At 73.3% G+C, this 19628-nt stretch carries 17 protein-coding genes and 1 pseudogene; 14 read left to right on the top strand and 4 right to left on the bottom strand.

The window, feature by feature from the left end; all coding sequences use genetic code 11:
* Both LZ495_RS41700 and LZ495_RS41695 read left to right on the top strand, forming a co-directional pair.
* Positions 1 to 311: pseudogene (locus LZ495_RS41700) on the top strand (DUF4097 family beta strand repeat-containing protein); the annotation flags it as partial.
* 236 nt (positions 312 to 547) lie between these two features.
* Positions 548 to 1309 (top strand): hypothetical protein, encoded by a 762-nt coding sequence (locus LZ495_RS41695; RefSeq protein ID WP_235058469.1) that lies wholly within the window; start codon positions 548 to 550, stop codon positions 1307 to 1309.
* Between the two features lie 90 nt (positions 1310 to 1399).
* Here the strand turns inward: LZ495_RS41695 and LZ495_RS41690 are convergent, their stop codons facing one another.
* The 3 genes from LZ495_RS41690 to LZ495_RS41680 form a co-directional block, all read right to left on the bottom strand.
* Positions 1400 to 2542, bottom strand: a complete 1143-nt coding sequence (locus LZ495_RS41690; RefSeq protein WP_235058468.1) for a zinc-binding dehydrogenase — start codon at positions 2540 to 2542, stop codon at positions 1400 to 1402.
* A gap of 112 nt (positions 2543 to 2654) precedes the next feature.
* Complete coding sequence (locus tag LZ495_RS41685) at positions 2655 to 3287, bottom strand: winged helix-turn-helix transcriptional regulator (protein ID WP_235058467.1); 633 nt, start codon at positions 3285 to 3287, stop codon at positions 2655 to 2657.
* 30 nt (positions 3288 to 3317) lie between these two features.
* Entirely contained in the window at positions 3318 to 4553 is a 1236-nt protein-coding gene (locus LZ495_RS41680; protein ID WP_235058466.1) for an acyl-CoA dehydrogenase family protein, read from the bottom strand.
* A gap of 200 nt (positions 4554 to 4753) precedes the next feature.
* Here LZ495_RS41680 and LZ495_RS41675 point away from each other — a divergent pair, with 200 nt between their 5' ends.
* From LZ495_RS41675 to LZ495_RS41650, 6 genes are all read left to right on the top strand, one after another.
* Positions 4754 to 6010 carry an acyl-CoA dehydrogenase family protein gene (locus LZ495_RS41675; protein WP_235058465.1) on the top strand — a complete coding sequence of 419 codons (1257 nt, stop codon included), beginning with the start codon at positions 4754 to 4756 and terminating at the stop codon, positions 6008 to 6010.
* Complete coding sequence (locus LZ495_RS41670; protein ID WP_235058464.1) at positions 6007 to 7698, top strand: AMP-binding protein; 1692 nt, start codon at positions 6007 to 6009, stop codon at positions 7696 to 7698. The genes LZ495_RS41675 and LZ495_RS41670 overlap by 4 nt, the downstream gene beginning before the upstream one ends.
* Before the next feature lie 57 nt (positions 7699 to 7755).
* Positions 7756 to 8307, top strand: a complete 552-nt coding sequence (locus tag LZ495_RS41665) for an SRPBCC family protein (protein ID WP_235058463.1) — start codon at positions 7756 to 7758, stop codon at positions 8305 to 8307.
* Positions 8307 to 9350 carry an LLM class flavin-dependent oxidoreductase gene (locus LZ495_RS41660; protein WP_235058462.1) on the top strand — a complete coding sequence of 348 codons (1044 nt, stop codon included), beginning with the start codon at positions 8307 to 8309 and terminating at the stop codon, positions 9348 to 9350. Before LZ495_RS41665 ends, LZ495_RS41660 begins: the two co-directional genes overlap by 1 nt.
* Positions 9351 to 9498: 148 nt before the next feature.
* Positions 9499 to 11520 carry an oxidoreductase gene (locus LZ495_RS41655; RefSeq protein ID WP_235058461.1) on the top strand — a complete coding sequence of 674 codons (2022 nt, stop codon included), beginning with the start codon at positions 9499 to 9501 and terminating at the stop codon, positions 11518 to 11520.
* Between the two features lie 203 nt (positions 11521 to 11723).
* On the top strand, positions 11724 to 11897 hold the full coding sequence (locus LZ495_RS41650; protein ID WP_235058460.1) for a hypothetical protein: 174 nt from the start codon (positions 11724 to 11726) through the stop codon (positions 11895 to 11897).
* Positions 11898 to 12105: 208 nt separating this feature from the next.
* On the opposite strand, the gene LZ495_RS41645 is transcribed toward LZ495_RS41650, so the two are convergent.
* A complete protein-coding gene (locus LZ495_RS41645; protein ID WP_235058459.1) occupies positions 12106 to 12762 on the bottom strand; it encodes a hypothetical protein in 657 nt (218 codons plus the stop codon).
* Positions 12763 to 13000: 238 nt separating this feature from the next.
* Here LZ495_RS41645 and LZ495_RS41640 point away from each other — a divergent pair, with 238 nt between their 5' ends.
* From LZ495_RS41640 to LZ495_RS41615, 6 genes are read left to right on the top strand one after another with little or no spacing between them, the layout of a single operon-like run.
* A complete protein-coding gene (locus tag LZ495_RS41640; RefSeq protein ID WP_235058458.1) occupies positions 13001 to 14554 on the top strand; it encodes an efflux RND transporter periplasmic adaptor subunit in 1554 nt (517 codons plus the stop codon).
* Positions 14551 to 15267: an ABC transporter ATP-binding protein gene (locus LZ495_RS41635; RefSeq protein WP_235058457.1), complete on the top strand. Its 717-nt coding sequence runs from the start codon at positions 14551 to 14553 to the stop codon at positions 15265 to 15267. Before LZ495_RS41640 ends, LZ495_RS41635 begins: the two co-directional genes overlap by 4 nt.
* Positions 15264 to 16481: an ABC transporter permease gene (locus LZ495_RS41630; protein WP_235058456.1), complete on the top strand. Its 1218-nt coding sequence runs from the start codon at positions 15264 to 15266 to the stop codon at positions 16479 to 16481. The genes LZ495_RS41635 and LZ495_RS41630 overlap by 4 nt, the downstream gene beginning before the upstream one ends.
* Before the next feature lie 43 nt (positions 16482 to 16524).
* Complete coding sequence (locus tag LZ495_RS41625; protein ID WP_235058455.1) at positions 16525 to 17301, top strand: hypothetical protein; 777 nt, start codon at positions 16525 to 16527, stop codon at positions 17299 to 17301.
* 47 nt (positions 17302 to 17348) lie between these two features.
* Positions 17349 to 18101: a response regulator transcription factor gene (locus LZ495_RS41620; protein WP_235058470.1), complete on the top strand. Its 753-nt coding sequence runs from the start codon at positions 17349 to 17351 to the stop codon at positions 18099 to 18101.
* A 3-nt stretch (positions 18102 to 18104) separates the two neighbouring features.
* Positions 18105 to 19622, top strand: a complete 1518-nt coding sequence (locus LZ495_RS41615) for a sensor histidine kinase (RefSeq protein WP_235058454.1) — start codon at positions 18105 to 18107, stop codon at positions 19620 to 19622.
* Positions 19623 to 19628 lie beyond the last annotated feature (6 nt).

Genomic DNA, 19628 nt, shown 5'->3' with positions numbered 1-19628 from the left:
TCGACGAAGCCGCCGCCGTCCACCTCACCGCACAAGCCGGCGACATCACCCTCGGACGCCTCACCGGCCCCGCCGAGATCAGCACCCTCCTCGGCGACATCACCATCGCCGAAGCCGCCACCACCGGAACCGTCGTCCTGCGCACCCGGAAGGGCAATGTGACGGTCGGCGCCGCCCCCGGCGTCTCCGCCTCACTGGACGCGAGCACCGGCCTGGGCCGCATCGACAACGCCTTGAAGAACACCGGCACCACCGAACTCGCCCTGCACGCAAGCACGGACATGGGCGACATCACCGCGCGCAGCCTCTGAACCGCATTGTCGGGATGCGCATGAGGCTTGCGCGGGCAGAAGGCCCGTCGCACCGGATCTCGCTCCGGAGCGGCGGGCCTTCGGGCTGCCGGCGTCCGCGGACGCTGTGTCGCGAAATCGTCCGGAGTGATCGACAGATCAGTACGCCGGGCCACCGTCGGGCAACTGCGGGGTACATGATCGGCTCGCACCACCGTTCATGACCGATTCTTGGTGAACCCTGGGGGGAACCCACCATGCGCAGTACCAGACGCCTTGTCGTCGCCGCAGCCGTCGTCCCGCTGATCCTGGCGGTCGGCGCATGCGGCTCAGATGACAAGAAGGACAGCAAGACCGAAGGCGCCGCGGCGACTTCGACCGCCGGCTCCGGGGGGAACGGCGACTCGAAGGCTCCCGAAGGCGGCACCGGCGGCGGATCCGCCAAGGAACTGCCCGCGTCCGAGCTCGCCAAGGTCCTGCTCGCGCAGGCCGACGTGCCGTCCGGCTGGACGGTCGACGAGAGCACCGAGACGACCGAGAACGAGCCGGGCAAGGCCGGCGACGCCAAGTGCCAGCCGCTGGTCGACCTGATGTCGTCCACCGGCACCGCGAAGCCGTCCGCCCGCGCCGAGGTCGACGTGTCTGACGACGCCAAGCAGGACTTCAGCTACACGATCGAACTGCAGAGCTTCGGCAGCCGCGCGGCCTCGCTGTTCGCGGCCGCCAAGAAGGCCGCCGAGTCCTGCCCGACGTTCACCGTGGCGACGTCCGAGGGCACCGGCACGTACAAGGTCGCGAAGGGCCAGACCCCGAAGGCCGGCGGGGACGAGTCACTGGGGCTGCGCCTCGAGGTCGAGGCCGCGGGCCAGGTCTTCCCGCTGCCGGTCTCGGTGGTTCGGGTCGGCGGCATCATCGTCTCCGCGGCGTCGTACGACACGTCCGGCGACGACAAGATCGGCCAGATCCCCGACGAGATCCTCAAGCTCCAGGTGGACAAGGCCAAGGCCGCCCAGAAGTAGGAACCGGGGCTGCCCGGGACCGCGCAGCACCTCGCGGCGCCGACCCCCTGGTCGGCGCCGCGAGGACCGCGGATCCGGCGGCCCGCCGGATCACCCGCTCTGCGGGGCGATGACGAACTTCTCGCCGGTGGCTTGCCGGGTGTAGGCCGCGACGGCTTCGGGCTGCAGCGCCCCGGCCAGCGAGACCTCCTGCGTGTAGGAGCTGGCGAACGTCGTGGTCAGCCCGGCGCCGACGCGTTCGCGCAGTTCCCGGAACCGGTCCGGCCCGATGGTCTGCAGGAACGGCGTGAGCAGCCACCCGCCGAGGCCCCAGGTCAGGCCGAACGTGCGGTGCACGATCGTCGGGCCGCGGTCGAGCCCGCCGTAGATGTACACCTGCTTGCGGGTCGTCGTGCCGTAGACGCTGTAGCCGGGCGCGTCCTTCGCGGCCGCCGCCTCCATGCAGCCCAGGATCGTGCCGGCCAACTCGCCGCCGCCGACCGCGTCGAAGGCCAGGGTGGCGGACGTCGCCTCCAGGGCCGCGGTGAGTTCCGCGGCGAACGCCGGGGACGTGGAGTTGCAGACGTACTCGGCGCCGAGGGCCCGCAGGATCTCTTCCTGTGCGGCGCTGCGGACGATGTTGACGAGCGGGATCTTGTCCTCGGCGCAGACCCGGTTCAGCATCTGCCCGAGGTTGGACGCCGCCGCGGTGTGCACCAGGCCGGTGTGGCCCTCGCGGCGCATGGTCTCGACCATGCCCAGCGCGGTCATCGGGTTGATGAAGGACGAGGCGCCCTGACGCGGCGTCACGTCGGCGGGCAGCACCAGGCACTGCGCGGCGTCGGCGCGGCGGTAGTCCGCGTACATGCCGCCGCCGGCGACCGCCACCGCGCGGCCGATCAGGGCCTGGGCGGCGTCGGACGCCCCGGCCGCGACCACGGTCCCGGCGCCTTCGTTGCCGGCCGGCAGCGGTTTGCCCACCCGGGCGGCCAGCGCGCGTACCGCGCCGGGCGACAGGGGCGCGGTGAGCACCGGCTGCTCCCAGGAACCCGACACGGTGGCGGCGCTCATGTCCGCACCGGCGAACAGGATCCCGAGGTCGGACGGGTTGACCGGGGCGGCCTCGACGCGCACGAGCACGTCCCCCGGCCCGAGTTCGGGGATCGGGGCCTCTTGTACGGAGACCTCGACGGTCCCGTTCTCGGTGACCAGTGTGCGCAGTGCCCGGCCTGTTTCCGGGATGCCGGATGCCATAGTCGTTCCCTTCGCCGTCGCCCGAGGTCGCAGCAGCATTCTCGGCCAGAGGCGCGGTCCGCGCATGGTCCGCTGACCCGTTCGGGCCGGTCCGCGTACGCCGGGCGGCGGTCTACGTCGTGGGTTCAGTGGTCGTCTTCGCGCACGTTTCGCCGTTCGGTTCGGCAGTCGGCTCGGTAGTCGGTTCGACCGTCGTTCCGGCGGCGGGCTCCTCGGTTTGTCGCGCCGAAGTGCCGCTGTGGCCCGGAGCGACCCGGGCGAAGCGGTCCCGGATGTCCGGGCGCTCGGCGAGCCGGGCCGGGTAGCCGGGCCCCGGGCGCATGGCCATGTCGCCGATGGCCAGGCGCTCGCCGCACGCGGTGCACAGCGCGTCCGGCTCGGTGTCGTGGCCGCACGCCTCGTGGTGCAGCACGACGGGCGGGCCGTCCGGGCTGAGCCAGCGGTCCCCCCAGCGCATCATCGCGACCAGGACCGGCCAGAAGTCGCGGCCCTTCTCGGTGAGCAGGTATTCGTGGCGGGTCGGCTCGGTCTGGTAGACCCGCTTTTCCAGCAGGCCTTCCTCGACGAGCCGGGAGAGCCGGTCGGAGAGGGTCGTCCGGGCGATGCCCAGGCCTTGCTGGAACTCGTCGAAGCGGCGCAGGCCGTAGTAGGCCTCGCGCAGGACGAGCGGGGTCCACCAGTCGCCGAGCAGGTCCATCGTGCGGGCGACCTGGCAAGGCCAGTGGGCGAAAGACGTCCTTCTCATGAGCTCAGTCTATTTCAGGGACTGAGCAGGTCAGCGGGCTTCCAGCAGGACGTCCGCAAGGCGGTCCAGTTGGCGGCCGGGGGCGCCGAGCAGGGCCCGGCGGGCGCGGGCGTGCTTGAGGAAGACGTGCGCGGGCTGCTCCCAGGTGAAGCCGATGCCGCCGTGCGTCTGGAGGCCGTCGGCGGTCGCGGCATCGGCGGCGTCGGTGGCCGCGGCGAGTGCGGTACGCCCGGCCGATGCGGCTCCGCCGACCGGGCTCCGGCCGGCCGGGCTCGCGTCGGCCGGGCTCGCGTCGGCCGCGGCGGGATCGTCCGCCCCGTCCAGGCCGTCCAGCCCCGCGGCGGCCAGCCACACGAGCATGCGGGCCGCGTCGAGTTGGACGTGCCGGTCCGCGAGCATGTGCTTGAGCGCCTGGAAGGAGCCGATCGGCCGACCGAACTGGGTGCGGTCCTTGGCGTAGGCGACCGCATCCTCGAGGGCGCGGCGGCCGGTGCCGACGAGTTCGGCGGCGAGCACGACGCGCATCGCCTCCGCGACGTCGTCCGTGTCCTGGCCGCGGCCCGCGGCCGGCTGCGCGGGCCCGGTGAGCACGTCCGCGGCGGCGTGCGCGCACTCGAGGACGGCCAAGGGTTCGGCCGTGTCCAGCGCTTCGGCGGTGGTGACCCGTACCCCGGGCTGTCCGGTCTCGATCAGCAGCCGGATGCGGCCGCCTTCCGGTCCGGCCGCCTCGGCCACCACGACGTCGGCGCTGTCGCCGAACGGGACGGTGATCCGCCCGGATACCTCGACCGCCGAGGGCGCCGCGGAGCCGACGACGCGCAGCGCGTCGAGCCGCGGCCGGTCGGCCAGGCCGGCGAACGTCTCCCAGGCGGGCAGGGCCACGACCTGCGCGGTCTGAATCTCCGCGACGAGTGCCCGGATATGCGGCCGGTTGCCCGCCCCGGTGCCGGCCTCCCCCGCGGCCCCGGCGATGGCCGCGGCGGCGACCGCGGCCGGAACGTACGGGATGTGCGGTGCCGCCGCACCCATCTCCTCGGCCACGACGGCAAGTTCCAGGATCCCGCCGCCGGTTCCGCCGAGTTCCTCGGGAACTCCGAGGGTCAGCAGCCCCAGTTCGGCGCATGTGGCCCACAGTCCGCCGTCGAATGCGGGCCGTTCGCCCCACACGGGGGTGCCCGCGGCCGGCGACCGCCGGGCCCGGTCGGCGAGCAGGCGGCGCGCCATCGTGGCGAGTTCGTGCTGCTCGTCGCTGAGTGCGAAACGCATGGACCGCTCCTCACATCCCGCGGTGCGGGGTCGCCGGGCCCTGCCGGGCCGGATGCCGGCCGGCGCCGCGAAGGCGGTCCGGCGGGACCGCAGCAGCATCCGGATTTAACGCTCGCTCAGTCTTGACCAAGTCGGTCTATCTAAGCAACCCTGCTGGTCATCAAGTTTCCCGGACTCCGGAACACCTGGAAAGGGAGCAGATGGATCTGCGGGATACCTCCGTCGCCCAAGCCTTCCGCGGCAAGGTCCGCGACTTCGTGGCCGCTGTGGCGCCGCCCGACTGGCACGGCATCGGCGCACTGCCGGCCGACGAAGCGGCGGCCTTCACGGCCCGGATGCGCAGCGAACTCGCCGCCACCGGATGGCTCGCCCCGGCCTGGCCCGAGAAGTACGGCGGCGCGGGCCTCGGGCCCGCCGAAATCGTCGTCCTCACGGAGGAGTTGACCCGAGCGGGCATCCCGTCCGGGACGGGCAACGACGTCTTCGGCATCACGATGCTCGGCAACACCATGCTGCGCTGGGCGGACGAGGAGCTGTGCGCGCGCTTCCTGCCGCGCATCGTCTCCGGCGAGTACGTCTTCAGCCAGGGCTTCTCCGAACCCGGCGCGGGCTCGGACCTGGCCGGCATCGCGGTCCGCGCGGTGCGGGACGGCGACAGGTGGGTGCTGCACGGGCAAAAGCTCTGGTCCTCCGACGCGCACCGGGCGAACTGGATGTTCGTGCTCGCCCGCACCGACCCGGACGCCGCCCCGCACCGCGGGCTGACCATGCTGCTGGTCCCGCTCGACCAGCCCGGCGTGGAGATCCGGCCGATCCGCAACATCACCGGCGACACCGACTTCAACGAGACCTTCTTCGACGGCGCGGTCACCGCCGCCGATCTGGTCGTCGGCCCGGTGAACGGCGGCTGGGCGGTCGCGATGTCGCTGCTCGGATTCGAGCGCGGCGAGCTCGCGCTGCGCTCGCCGCACATGTTCCGCACCGAACTGGACCGGCTGATCGCCCTGGCCCGCGACCGCGGCCTGGACACCGACCCGGACATCCGGCGGCGCCTGGCGTGGTGCCATGTGCAGGTCGAGCAGCTGCGCTGCCACGGCCTGCGCACCGCGACCCGGCTCGTGGACGGCGAGGAGCCGGGCGCCGAGGCCGCGTCGTTCAAGCTGCTGTGGAGCGAATACCACCGGCAGGCCACCGAGTTGGCGATGGACATCCTCGGCGTCGAGGCGCTCGCCCCCGAGGGCCGCCCGTCGCCGCACTGGTACCAGACCGACGACCCGGGCGCGCCGAACTCGTCGGCGTCGTGGGTCAGCGTCTACCTGAACGCCCGAGCGGGGACCATCTACGCCGGGACGTCGCAGATCCAGCGCGGCATCGTCGGCGAACTGCTGCTCGGCCTGCCGAAGGAGCCCAAGGCCGCGGCCGCGGCGCCGGCGGGCACCCGCGGAGGTTCGCGATGACCTTGCGCAACAGCTACCCGCCGCTCGAAGTCCCGGACGTATCGCTGCAGGAGTTCGTCCTGGGCCGGGCCGAGGCGCTGGGCCCCCACTGCGACCGCACCGCATTGGTGTGCGCGGCCACCGGCCGGTCCGTGACGTACGGCGAACTCCTGGACGGCGCCGACCGGATCGCGGCCGGCCTGGCCGCGCGCGGCGTGGGCCGCGGCGACGTGGCCGCGGTCTTCGCACCGAACTCGCCCGCCTACCCGGTCGTGTTCTTCGGCATCCTGACCGCGGGGGCGGCCGCGACCACGGCCAACGCCCTCTACACGCCCGGTGAACTCGGCTACCAACTCCGGGACAGCGGTGCCCGTGTGCTCTTCACCGTGCACGCGGCATTGGAGCGGGCCCGCGCCGCGGTGAGCCAGGACGGCGTACGCGTCACCGAGATCGTGCTGATGGACGCCGCGCCCGCGACCGCCGGCCCTGCCTCGCTCGGCTCGGCCGCCGGCACCGTCATCGAGACGGCACTGGCCGATTGGCTCGCCGACCGGACCACCCTGACGCCGCAAGTCACCGTCCATGGCGACGACTTGGCGGTCCTCCCCTATTCTTCCGGCACGACCGGCCGCCCCAAAGGCGTCATGCTGACGCACCGCAACCTGGTCGCGAACACCCTGCAGTCATTGCCGCTGGGCCGTCTTGACGAGGGCAGCGTGGCGCTGGCGGTACTGCCGCTGTTCCACATCTACGGCATCACGGCGATCATGAGCATGACGCTGTACCGGCGGGCGAGCGTGGTGACCATGCCGCGCTTCGACCTGGAGGCGCTGCTCTCCGCGATCCAGGAGCACCGCGTCGACCACGTGTCGGTCGCGCCGCCGCTCGCGCTCGTGCTGGCCAAGCACCCGGCGGTGGACGCGTACGACCTGCGCTCGGTCGCCATCGTGCTGTCCGCGGCCGCGCCGCTGTCCGCCGAGGTGGCCGAGGCCGTGCAGAAGCGGCTCGGCTGCACGGTCCTGCAGGGCTTCGGCCTGACCGAGTCCAGTCCGGCGCTGCTCGGCATCCCGCACGACCGCCCGGAGATCGACCGCGGCTCGGTCGGCGTCCTGCTGCCGGGCGTCGAGGCGCGGCTGGTGGACCCCGCCACCGGCACCGACGCCGCACCGGGCGCCGCAGGCGAACTGTGGTGCCGCGGTCCGAACATCATGTCCGGCTACCTGGGCAACCCGACCGCGACCGCGGAGGTGCTGGACGCGGACGGCTACCTGCACACCGGCGATCTCGTCACCGTCGACGCGCACGGCGTCTTCCACGTCGTGGACCGGCTGAAGGAGCTCATCAAGTACCACGGCTACCAGGTCGCGCCTGCCGAACTGGAGGCCGTGCTGCTGACCCATCCGGGCATCGCCGATGCCGCGGTGATCGGAGTACTCGATGCCGACGGGCAGGAGGTGCCCATGGCGTTCGTCGTCCGCGCCCCGGTCTCCCCCGGCCCGGCGCACGAACTACCGGACCTCCCCGGAGGTCCCGAACTCCTGGACGAGGAAGCGGTCATGGCGTATGTCGCCGCGCGCCTGGCACCGCAGAAGAAGGTCCGCCGCGTCGCGTTCCTGGACGCCATCCCGAAATCGGCCGCGGGGAAGATCCTGCGCCGCGAACTGCGCGCCCTCCCCGAGGCCGGCGCCGCCGCACCGCACGAGCACTGAACAGCACGGGCTGAACAGCGTGGGCTGAGCAGCACGAGAACCGAGGAGCACACCGTCATGGAATGGACCGGGCAACGGTACGCGGACCTGCCCACCGTGGCCGTCGAGACCTACATCGACGCCCCCTGCGACCGGGTCTGGGCGCTGGTCGCCGACATCGGCCTGATGGCCGAACTCAGCGCCGAACTCGTCTCCGTCGCCTGGCTGGACGGCGCCGCCGGTCCGGCGGTGGGCCACCGCTTCGAAGGGCGCAGCAAGCATGCGGCGTTCGGGGAATGGCGGACCACGTCGCACGTCGTCGCCTGTGAACCGGGGCGGGTCTTCACGTGGGCCGTCGAGGACCCCGAACAGCCCACGGCCACCTGGCGGTTCACGCTCCGCCCGGAGGGCCGCGGCACGGTGCTCGAACAGTGGGTGCGGATGGGCCCCGGACGGTCCGGGCTCAGCATCGCGATCGAGCAGATGCCGGACAAGGAGCAGAAGATCGTGTTCGTGCGGCTGCGCGAGTTCGAGGCCGGCATCACCGCCAACCTGGCCGCCATCAAGGCGCGCGCCGAGTCCGCGGGCGCCCCGTCGCTCGACCCGACCGACCCCGCCGGAGACCACTGATGCGCACCGCCACCACCATCGAGGCCTCGGGGCACAGCAGTTGGCCCGAGCTGGTGGACTTCGTCGTCGAGGCCGAGAAGCTCGGGCTCGACATCTGCTGGGTGGCCGAGGCCTGGGGCTCGGACGCCCCGTCCCCGCTCGGCTTCCTGGCCGCCCGCACCGAGCGCATGCTGCTCGGCTCCGGAGTCATCCAGCTTGGCACCCGCACGCCCGCGGCCATCGCGCAGGCCGCCATGACGCTCGCGCACATGTCGGAAGGCCGCTTCCTGCTCGGACTCGGCGCGTCGGGGCCGCAGGTCATGGAAGGCCTGCACGGCGTGCCGTTCGGGCGTCCGCTGCGGCGCATGCGGGAGACCGTCGAGATCGTGCGGGCCGTCTTCTCCGGCGAGAAAGTCTCTTACCAGGGCGACGAGTTCACGATCCCGCTGGCCGGCGGCGAGGCGCGGCCCATGCGCGTGTCGGTGCCGCCGGTGGACGTTCCCATCTACCTGGCGTCGCTGTCCCCGAAGATGCTGGAGCTCACCGGCCGGGTCGCGGACGGCTGGCTCGGCACCAGCTTCGTCCCCGAGGGTTCCGACGCCTACTTCCGCCACCTGGACGCCGGGCTCGCGGCGGCCGGGCGTACACGCGCCGACCTGGACGTCTGCCAGGGGGCCGAGGTGAACTTCGCCCGCGACGAGGACGACCTCGCCCGCATCGTGGGCAGCCGCAAGAAGGAACTCGCTTTCTCGCTGGGCGGCATGGGGTCGGGCAGCACCAACTTCTACAACAACGCCTACAGCCGCCAGGGCTGGGCGGAGGCCGCCGCGGAGATCCGCGCCGCGTGGCAGTCGGGCGACCGCGAGGCGGCAGTCCGGCTGGTCACCGACGACATGGTCCTCGCCACCACGCTGATCGGCACCGAGGACATGATCCGCACGCGGCTGCGCGTGTGGCGGGACGTCGGCGTCGACACGGTGCGCCTGTACCCGGCCGGCGACACCATCGCGGCCCGGCTGGAGACGCTCGGCCGGGCGCTGGAACTGGTCCGCGAAGTCGGCTGAGGACTGCCGCCGTGCCGGGTGCGCCTCCTCGGCGCGCCCGGCCGGGACGCCCCCGCGCCCTGTCTGGCCCCGCGCCCTGTCCATCCGGTCGATCCGCCGCCTTCCGGTCGCCATACGCCCCCTCCCCCGTCACCGAAAGAGCTGCCGCATGTCCGCGTACCCGCACCTGTTCCGTCCGCTCGACCTCGGGGCCGTCACCCTCCCCAACCGGGTGATCATGGGCTCGATGCACCTCGGACTCGAAGAAGCCCCGGGCGGGTTCACCCGCATGGCCGAGTTCTACGCCGCGCGCGCCCGCGGCGGCGTCGGCCTGATCGTGACCGGGGGCATCGCCCCGAACAAACGCGGCCGCCCGTGGCCGGACGGCGCCAAAATGACCACCGAGGACGAGGCCGACGAGCACCGCGCCATCACCCGGGCCGTGCACGAGGCCGGCGGCCGCATCGCCATGCAGATCCTGCACTTCGGCCGCTACGCCCACCACCCCGACCTGGTCGCCCCCAGCGCACTCCAGGCGCCCATCAGCGCGTACGTCCCGCACGCCCTCACCGACGACGAAGTCGAAGAGACCATCGAGGACTTCGTGCGGGCCGCGGCACTCGCGCAGCATGCCGGGTACGACGGCGTCGAGATCATGGGCTCCGAGGGCTACCTGATCAACGAGTTCCTGGCCGCCGCGACCAACCACCGCACCGACCGCTGGGGCGGCTCGTACGAGAACCGCATGCGGTTCCCCGTCGAGATCGTGCGCCGGGTCCGCGAACGCGTCGGCCCCCACTTCATCCTCATCTACCGCCTGTCGATGCTCGACCTGGTGCCCGGCGGGTCCACCCTCGACGAGGTCATCCAGTTGGCCCATGCCATCGAAGCGGCGGGCGCCACGATCATCAACACCGGCATCGGCTGGCATGAGGCGCGCATCCCGACCATCGCCACCTCCGTCCCCCGCGGCGCGTACACCTGGGTCACCCGCCGCCTCATGGGCGAGGTCGGCATCCCGCTGGTGACCAGCAACCGCATCAACACCCCGGAACTGGCCGAGCAGTTGCTCGCCGACGGCACCGCCGACCTGGTGTCGATGGCCCGGCCGTTCCTGGCCGACCCGGACTTCCTCGCCAAGGCCCGGCGCGACGCGGCGCAGACCATCAACACGTGCATCGGCTGCAACCAAGCCTGCCTGGACCACACCTTCACCGGCCGCATCACGTCCTGCCTGGTCAACCCGCGCGCCGCCCACGAGACCGAGCTGACCTGGCAGCCCACCCGGCGGGCCAAGCGCATCGGCGTGGTCGGCGCCGGTCCCGCCGGACTCGCCTTCACCCTCACCGCCGTCGAACGCGGCCATCACGTAACCCTGTTCGATGCGGCACCGGAAATCGGCGGGCAGCTGAACGTGGCCCGCAAGGTGCCCGGCAAGCAGGAGTTCGAGGAGACGATCCGCTACTACCGCGAGCAACTGCGCATCAACCGGATCGACGTCCGCCTCGGAGCCCCGGCCACCCCCGAACTCCTCGCCGCCGAAGGCTTCGACGAGATCGTCCTGGCCACCGGCGTCACCCCGCGCGACCCGGCCATCCCCGGCTCGGACCACCCCAGCGTCGCCACCTACCTCGATGTCCTGCGCGACGGCCGCGCAGTCGGCGCAACCGTCGCCATCGTCGGAGCGGGCGGCATCGGCTTCGACGTCGCCGCCTTCCTCACCGACCCCGGCGACGACGCAGCCGCCAAACCCGCCGCGTTCGCGCGCCGATGGGGCATCGACGACGAGTACCGCAACCCTGGCGCGCTCGGCACGGCCGTGTTGGAGCCGTCCCCCCGGGCCGTCCACCTGCTCCAGCGCCGCACCGGCAAACTCGGCGCCGGCCTCGGCAAGACCACCGGCTGGATCCACCGCACCGAACTCCGCCGCCGCGGCGTCACCATGACCGGCGGCGTCACCTACGACCGCATCGACGACGACGGCCTGCACATCACCGTCGACGGGGAACCGCGCCTCCTCGCCGTCGACACCATCGTCCTGTGCGCCGGGCAAGAACCCCGCCGCGACCTGCACACAGCACTGGAGGCCGCCGGCATCCGGTCCCATCTGATCGGCGGCGCATTCGAAGCCGCGGAACTCGACGCGAAGTCCGCCATCAAGCAGGGCACCGAACTGGCCGCGGCCATCTGAACGTCCGCGCCGCGTCGTGTCTTGACGGCTCCCGCGGGCACGAGGCAGCCTCACGGCAGCCGCCGCACGCGTCCGGCGGCTGCCGACCCTCGGGAGGGCCGTTGCTCCGCATCCGTCTGGGCGCACGAAGGCCGGTCGGCCCCGACGCGCCCGGTGAGCATCCATCCCTTCTCCGCCGCACCCTGACCGGGTGGGACGACGCCATGGACGCCGGCGAGGTGCTCAGGGCCGGGCGCGGGTGGTGGCGCTTGGCCGACCACGCCGAGCGCGAGCGCTACGTGCTGCTCGTCGGCGGCGGGAGCGTACGCGTCGCGGCAGAGGCGCTGCACTGGCACACCGCTCCGGACGGCTGTCGGAGGCGACGAACAGGACTCTGAAGTTCGGTGGTTCGCGGTCCGTGGTCGGATGACGGCGGTTGGCGGTTGGCGGTTGGCGGTTGGCGGTTGGCGGTTGGCGGTTGGCGGTTGGCGGTTGAGGCAACCGTCGGAAACTGGTGGTCAACCACGTGCCGTGGCCGACTGGGTGGTCGGGGTCTGGAGAGCTGCGGGTGGTGTGGGCAGGCGAATTGGCGGTGGGGTGGCGTGGTCAGCCTGCGGTCGGGAGCAGGGGCTGGCAGACAGTTAGTGCGGCGGCGACGTCGGGGGCTGTGCGGTCCAGGGCGGCCGCGCCTCCTGCCGGGACGGTCACGTTGTGGTCCTTCATGCAGCTCGCGAAGGCCTCGGTGGCGGAGTCCGACGCACCTGCGCCGGGGGCGGGGGTGCCGTTGGTGGCCTCGGGGCCGCCCGGGGCGCCTTGGCCGCCGACCGGGGCACCGCCCGGAGCACGCGTCGGGCGCAAGGCGGCGCAGGCCTGCTCGGCCTGCTGCCATGCGGGGTCGGTGGCGCGGGGGTTGGCGCGGTCGGTCGGCATGCCCGACGGGCGTCCCGAGGGCCACTCGGTGGGCCGGCCCGCGGGGCGGTCCGTGGGGCGGTCGGTCGGTCGCGCGGTGGGGAAGCCGGACGGGGGTGCGCCGGTGCCGCGGCCGCCCTGCATGCCGCCGGCGGGGATCTCCACGCCGTGCGACGCCATGCACTCGCGGTAGGCGTTGTTCCCGGCGGACGCGCTTGCCCCGGCCGCGGCCGGGTCGGCTCCCCCGGCCGCACCTCCGCCGCCGCTCCCGCCGCAGGCGGCGAGCAGGGACATCGCCGCGACCGCGGTGAGGACTGCTGCCGATGTGCGTGCGCGGTGCGCGTACCGGGCCATCGCGGGGCTCCTTCGAAAGGCGCGTACGGGTTCGCACGCCACCCAACCGCCCGCGCATGACGGCAACCCCGCAATTGGCTGGGCGCCGGCTGGGAGTCCGGAGGGGCCTTCCGGGGCGGGACGTCCCCTGGGCCGGGCTTTGTCACGGTTTCCGGCCGGGTCGGAGGCCCGGCGCTGTCAGGAAACTCCCAGGTTCTCCCCAGCCGCCCGCCACCGGAGCGGTCCAGGCTTTCCCGCCATGAAGGTTGTGCGACGACGCAAGACCGTGATGGTCAACGCGGCCCTGGCGGTGGCCCTGGCAGCAGGTGCCGGGGTCGCCTACGCCCAGTTCGGCGACGACGGCGGGACCTCGGCGGCCGCCCGGACCCAGACGGCCAAGGCCGCGCAGGGCACGGTCATGGCCACGGTCTCGGCCTCCGGCTCGCTGAGTTCCCCGTCGGATGTGGGCGTCTCGTTCGCCGCCTCCGGGACGGTGACCAAGGTCCACGCCAAGGTGGGCGACAAGGTCGCGGCCGGCCAGGTGCTCGCCGAGATCGACCCGACCGCGGCGCAGGAGGACGTCACCGAGGCGGAGCTCGCGGTCGAGGTCGCGGAGCAGAACCTCGCCAAGGCGAAGAAGGGCACCACGGTCACGCTGAACCCGAGCACGGGCGGCTCCGGTTCCGGCGGCAGTACAGGCGGCGCGAGTTCGGGCGGTACCGGTTCCGGAGGCGCGAGCTCGGGAGGCGCGAGCTCGGGAGGCACGGGTCAGACCGGGTCCGGGTCCACGGGCAACGGCACCGGAACCGGCACCGGCACCTCGGGTGCCACCGGCACCGCAGGCGGTACGGGAGCCTCCGGCGCCTCGGCCACACCCACCGCCACCGCCACCGCAAGTGCAGCGTCCGTCCAGGCGAAGGCGGTCGCCGCGACCCCGTCCCCGAGCACCACGACGACGGTCGACTCCGCGCAGGTCGCCCAGGCGGAGTCCGCCCTCGTCCAGGCGCAGAACAAACTCGCGGCCGCGCAGCGGACGTTGGCCGGGTGCGTGCTCAAGGCCCCGACCGACGGCATCGTGGCCTCGGTGGCCGGGAAGGTCGGCGACACCGCATCCGCGTCCGGAGGCTCGGGGACGTCCGGGGGCTCGGGCGGGTCCGGCGGCAGCGGCGGTTCGGGGGCGTCGTCGTCCGGTTCGTCCGCCTCGGGCTTCGTCGTGCTCGCCAACCCGACCGGCATGCAGATCAAGGTGTCGTTCCCGGAGGCCGACGCCGCCAAGGTGAAGGCCGGGCAGGCCGCGACCGTCGCGATGAACGTCGACAGCACGGTGAAGCGCAACGCCAAGGTGCTCAGCATCAACCCGCTGCCGGACAGCGGCTCGACATCCGGCTCGGTGAAGTACAGCGCGGTGATCGCCCTCGAAGGCGACGTGAGCACCCTGAAGACCGGGCAGACCGCCAACGTCCAGGTGGTCGTCGCGCAGGCCGACAACGCGGTCACCGTGCCGTCCGCCGCGGTGACCGGGAGCGGTGCGAACGCCGCGGTCACGGTGGTGTCCGGCGGCGCGCAGCAGCGCCGCACCGTGTCGGTCGGCGTGATCGGCGACCAGACCACCCAGATCCTGACCGGGCTCACCGCCGGCGAAGAGGTCGTCGTCGCGGTCGTGACGGCCGGCGGCGGTACGGCGGGCAGCACCGGCCGGACCACGACCGGCACCGCGGGAGGCGGCCTCACGGGGCCGGGCGGCTTCGGCGGAGCGGGCGGCGGTTTCGTGCCGCCCGGCGGCGCGGTGCCCGGCGGCGGGGCCGGCCGATGAGCGCTCCGGCACCGGTCGTCCAGGTCCGCGGGCTGACCAAGGAATACGGACGCGGCGATGCCGCGGTACAGGCGCTGCGCGGCGTCGACCTCACCGTGGCGGCCGGCGACTTCGTCGCCGTCATGGGCAGTTCCGGCTCCGGCAAGTCCACGCTGATGAACATCCTCGGCTGCCTGGACACCCCGACCAGCGGCCGCTACCTGCTGGACGGGCTGGACGTGGGCGGCCTGGACGAGCATCAGCTGTCCCTCGTGCGGAACCGGCGGATCGGCTTCGTCTTCCAGTCGTTCAACCTGATCCCGCGCACCACCGCGCTCGCCAACGTCGAACTCCCGCTCGCGTACGCGGGCGTGCGGGCCCGCGAGCGGCGCCGGCGCGCGCTGGCCGCACTCGACCTGGTCGGCCTGTCGGAACGCCTCCACCACCGGCCGAACGAGCTCTCCGGCGGCCAGCAGCAGCGCGTCGCGGTGGCGCGGGCGCTGGTCACCGCGCCCGCGATGCTGCTGGCCGACGAACCGACCGGCAACCTGGACAGCCGCAGCACCGCGGAGATCCTCGACATCGTCTCCCGGCTCAACGCAAGCGGCCGCACCGTCGTGGTGATCACCCACGAGGACGAGGTCGCGGCCCGCGCCAAGCGGGTCGTCCGGCTGGTCGACGGGCTGGTCGCGGAGGACCGGCGGCAGGACGCGCCCTGGGCGGTGACCGCGTGAGTCCATGGGAGATCGGGCGGTTCGCCCTCCTCGGCCTGCTCGCCAACAAGATCCGCACGGCCTTGACGATGCTCGGCGTGCTCATCGGCGTCGGCGCGGTGATCCTCCTGGTCGCGGTCGGCAACGGCTCGTCCAAATCGGTCCAGGCCTCGATCGAGAACCTCGGCACCAACCTGATCACCGTCTCGCACACCGCGGGCGGCGGGCGGTTCGGGGCGGCGGGGCGCGGCAGCGACCTCAAGGACCTGACCCTGGACGACGCCAAGGCGCTGGCGGACCCCGCCCAGGCGCCGCATGTGAAGTCCGCCGCGCCGGTGCAGAGCACGTCGGCGTCCGTGGTGTACGCGGCCCAGTCCACCACCGTGAACTCGGTCGTGGGCACCACGCCGGACTGGTTCCCCACCACCAACCACCAGATTGCGCGCGGGGTGGCGTTGAGCGCCGCGGACGTCGACAACGCCCGCAAGGTGGTGGTGCTGGGCAGTACGACCGTGGAGAACGCCTTCGGCCCCGAGGACCCGATCGACAAGCAGGTCCTGATCTCCGGCATCCCGTTCCGGGTGGTCGGCGTGCTGGCCACCAAGGGCGGCGGTGCGCAGGACACCGACGACACGGTCGTCATGCCGGTCAGCACGCTGCGCGCGAGCCTGGCCGGGTACGGGTCGCTGAGCCAGATCGCGGTGCAGGCGACCTCGGCCGCGGACACCGACGAGGCGCAGGCGGAGATCACCGCGGTCCTGAACTCCCGCCACAAGATCACCAGTTCGGCGCAGACCGACTACCGCATCGTCAACCAGGAATCGCTGCTGAGCGCCAACGACGAGACCAACCGCACCTTCACGGTGCTGCTCGGTGCGGTGGCGGCGATCTCGCTGCTGGTCGGCGGCATCGGCATCACGAACATCATGCTGGTCACCGTCGCCGAGCGGACCCGCGAGATCGGCATCCGCAAGGCCATCGGCGCACCGCGCGGCGCGATCCTGGGGCAGTTCCTGGCCGAGTCGACCCTGCTGTCGGTGATCGGCGGGGCGCTGGGCGTGGCCGCGGGGCTCTGCGCGGCCCGGTTCACCGTGGTCGGGATCGAGCCGGTGGTCGTGCCGTCGTCGGTCGTCGCGGCGTTCGGGGTGTCGGTGGCGCTGGGCCTGTTCTTCGGCGGCTATCCGGCCGCGCGGGCGGCGGCGCTGCGGCCGATCGAGGCCCTGCGGCATGAGTAGGCAGGGCACCGGCGGCCCGGAACCGAGGAGGACCGACACCGGTATGGACAGCGCAAAGGACGCCCCCACCATGGCCTTCACCCGCGACACCGACGACGCCCGGGACGCCCGGGACACCCCAGGCGCTCCTGGCACCCCGGGCAGCCGCGGCACCACCGAGTCCGTCGAGTCCGTCGACATGGCCGGCGACACCGCCGAGCCCGCCGCGGTCCCGAGCCGCGCCGAGGCGGTGCTGGCCCGCCCGGTCGGGGCCCGGGACATCGAGGACGAGCTGACCGCCCGGCCGCGGGCCAAGCTCCCGCTGCTCACCCTGGGGCTTTCCGGTGCGCTGCTGCTCACCGCCGGGTTCGCGGCCGGCGTCAAAGTCCAGCAGGAACGGGGGGACGGCTCGGGCACTGCGGCGGCCCCGGCCGGTCGTACGGGCACCGCGGCCCCCGGCGGTGCCGCGGCGGGCGGCCAGGCCCAAGGACAAGGCCGGTCGCCCGCCGGTACGGCACAAGGCCAGCAGGGCCAGCAGGGCCAGCAGGGCCAGGCCCAACAGGGCGCCGCCGGGAGCGGTACCGCCTTCGGCACCGTCAAGCTGGTCGACGGCGATTTCATCTACCTCTCAGATTCGTCGGGCAAGGTCGTCAAGGTGAAGACCGATGCCTCGACTTCGATCACGGTGAGCCAGAAGGGCTCGCCTGCCGACCTGCACCCCGGCGACTCCGTGGTGGTCCGCGGGACGACCGGCACCGACGGGCTGCTCTCCGCGACGTCCGTCGCGCCCGGCACCGCGGCCGCGGGCGGCGCGGCCGGCGGGCCCGCCGGGCGGGGCTGACCGTGCCGGGGGCCGAGGGGGCCGGGCTTGCCGGGGCCGGCGCGCCCGTGCCGGGGTCGGCCGCGGGGACGGGTCCGGGATCCGCGTACGGCGAACCGCGTACCCATCTCCTGGTCGTCGACGACGAACCCAACATCCGCGAACTCCTGGCCGAGAGCCTGAGGTTCGCCGGCTTCAGCGTGGACTCCGCGGCATGCGGCGCCGAGGCGGTGGCCGCGGTCGCCGCCCGGCGGCCCGACCTGGTGGTCCTCGACGTGATGCTGCCGGACATCGACGGCTTCGAAGTGGTCCGCCGACTCCGCTCCGGCAGCTCCCGCCCTCCGGTGCTCTTCCTGAGCGCCCGCGACGCGGTCGGCGACAAGGTCACCGGCCTCAGCCTGGGCGGCGACGACTACGTCACCAAACCGTTCAGCCTCACCGAGCTCATCGCCCGGATCCAGGCGGTGCTGCGGCGCAGCGGCGTGGACACCGGCGCGGCGAGCGGCCGGCTGGTCGTCGGCGACCTCGAACTCGATCCCGAGGGGCACGAAGTGCTGCGCGGCGGCCGTCCCGTGTCGCTGTCGCCGACCGAGTTCAAGCTGCTCCACTACCTCATGGCCAACCACGGGCGGGTGGTGTCGAAGGGGCAGATCCTGGACCACGTGTGGCGCTACGACTTCGGCGGCGACATGAGCATCGTCGAGTCGTACATCAGCTACCTGCGGCGCAAGATGGACGCCGGCGAGCCGCGGCTCATCCACACGGTGCGCGGCGTGGGGTACGTGCTGCGCAAGCCGCCGGCCGACCCCGCACGGGGCTGAGGGGTGGCCGCCCGAGGCGCACTCGCAGCAGCAGCCGCATCCGCCCGGCGCGGCAAGGTGCCCGGCATCGGCCGGCTCTCCCTGCGGGCGCGCGTCGTGGCGATCGCGATGGCCTTGGTGGCGGTCGCCCTGGTCGTCACGCAGACGGTGCTGCTCGGCGTGCTGGACCGCTACCTGACCGAGCAGGTCGACCGCGAACTGCACCAGGCGGCACGGTTGTTGTCCATCCGCCCGATCGAGCCGAACACCACCGCGCCCAGTACCGGGGAGGTCCCCGAGCGGCGGCCGCGCGCACCGAACGGCCTGCCCAGCCGGATCGTCGCGAGCTATCTGACGCCGGACGGCTCGCTGGTCCGCCAGGTGCGGGCCCCGGGCGCCGAGGACGAGGCCGGGCCCAAGCTTCCGGTGCTGGACCAGGCCGCGGTCGCGCGGCTGGCTCGCGAGGCGTTCACCACCGGTGCCGCCGATGACGGGAGCGAGCGCTACCGCGTGATCGCCGTTCCGCTGGCGGACGGCACCGGCACCGCGGTGGTGGCCCAGTCCCTGCACGACGTGGACGCCGCCGTCGAGCGCATGCGCAACGTCTGCCTCGGCCTGGGCGCAGGCTGCCTCGTCGTGCTCGCGGTGGCCGGCTGGTTCGCGGTGCGGGCCGGCCTGCGGCCGCTGCGCCGGATCGAGCAGACCGCCGCGGCGATCGCGGCCGGGGACCTGTCGCACCGGGTGCCGGCCGGTGCCGCGGGGACCGAGATCGGGCGCTTGTCCGCCGCGCTCAACGGCATGCTCGCGCAGATCGAGACCGCCTTCGAGGCCCGTGCGCAGTCCGAGGCGCGCATGCTGCGGTTCGTCGCGGACGCGGGCCACGAACTGCGTACGCCGTTGTCCAGCGTGCGGGGTTTCGCCGAGCTCCACCGGCTCGGCGGCCTGCGCTCGCCTGCCGAGGTCGACCGCATGATGCGGCGCATCGAGGACGAGGCCGCGCGCATGACCGGCCTGGTCGAAGACCTCCTGCAGCTCGCCCGGCTCGACGAGCAGCGCCCGCTCCGCCGCGACGCGGTCGACCTGCGCATCCTGGCCGCCGATGCCTTGGACGACATCCGGACGCTGGCGCCGTCCCGGCCGGTGTCCCTGACCGGCCCGGACGGCCGCCCCGCGCAGCCCACCGAAGTGTCCGGCGACGAACCGCGCCTGCGGCAGGTCGTCGCCAACCTCGTCTCGAACGCGCTGCGGCACACCCCCGAGGGCACCGCCGTCGACCTCACCGTGGGCCGGCTACCGGACGGCACCGCGCTGCTCGAGGTCCGCGACCACGGCGAGGGCCTGTCCGCGTCCGACGCCAAGCGCGTCTTCGAACGCTTCTACCGCGTCGACTCCTCGCGCAGCCGCGGTTCGGGCGGCGGCTCGGGTCTCGGCCTCGCGATCGTCGCCGCGCTGGTGCAGGCCCACGACGGCACGGTCACCGCGGGTCCGGGCCCGGACGGCGGCGCCGCGTTCCGGGTGGTGCTCCCCGCGGGCCGTCCCTGAACCCGC

Source organism: Yinghuangia soli (genome assembly GCF_021502675.1).
Classification (GTDB): Bacteria; Actinomycetota; Actinomycetes; order Streptomycetales; family Streptomycetaceae; genus Yinghuangia; species Yinghuangia soli.
The sequence above is the reverse complement of the archived record's forward strand: the minus strand, read 5'-3'. Positions and strand labels throughout refer to the sequence as shown.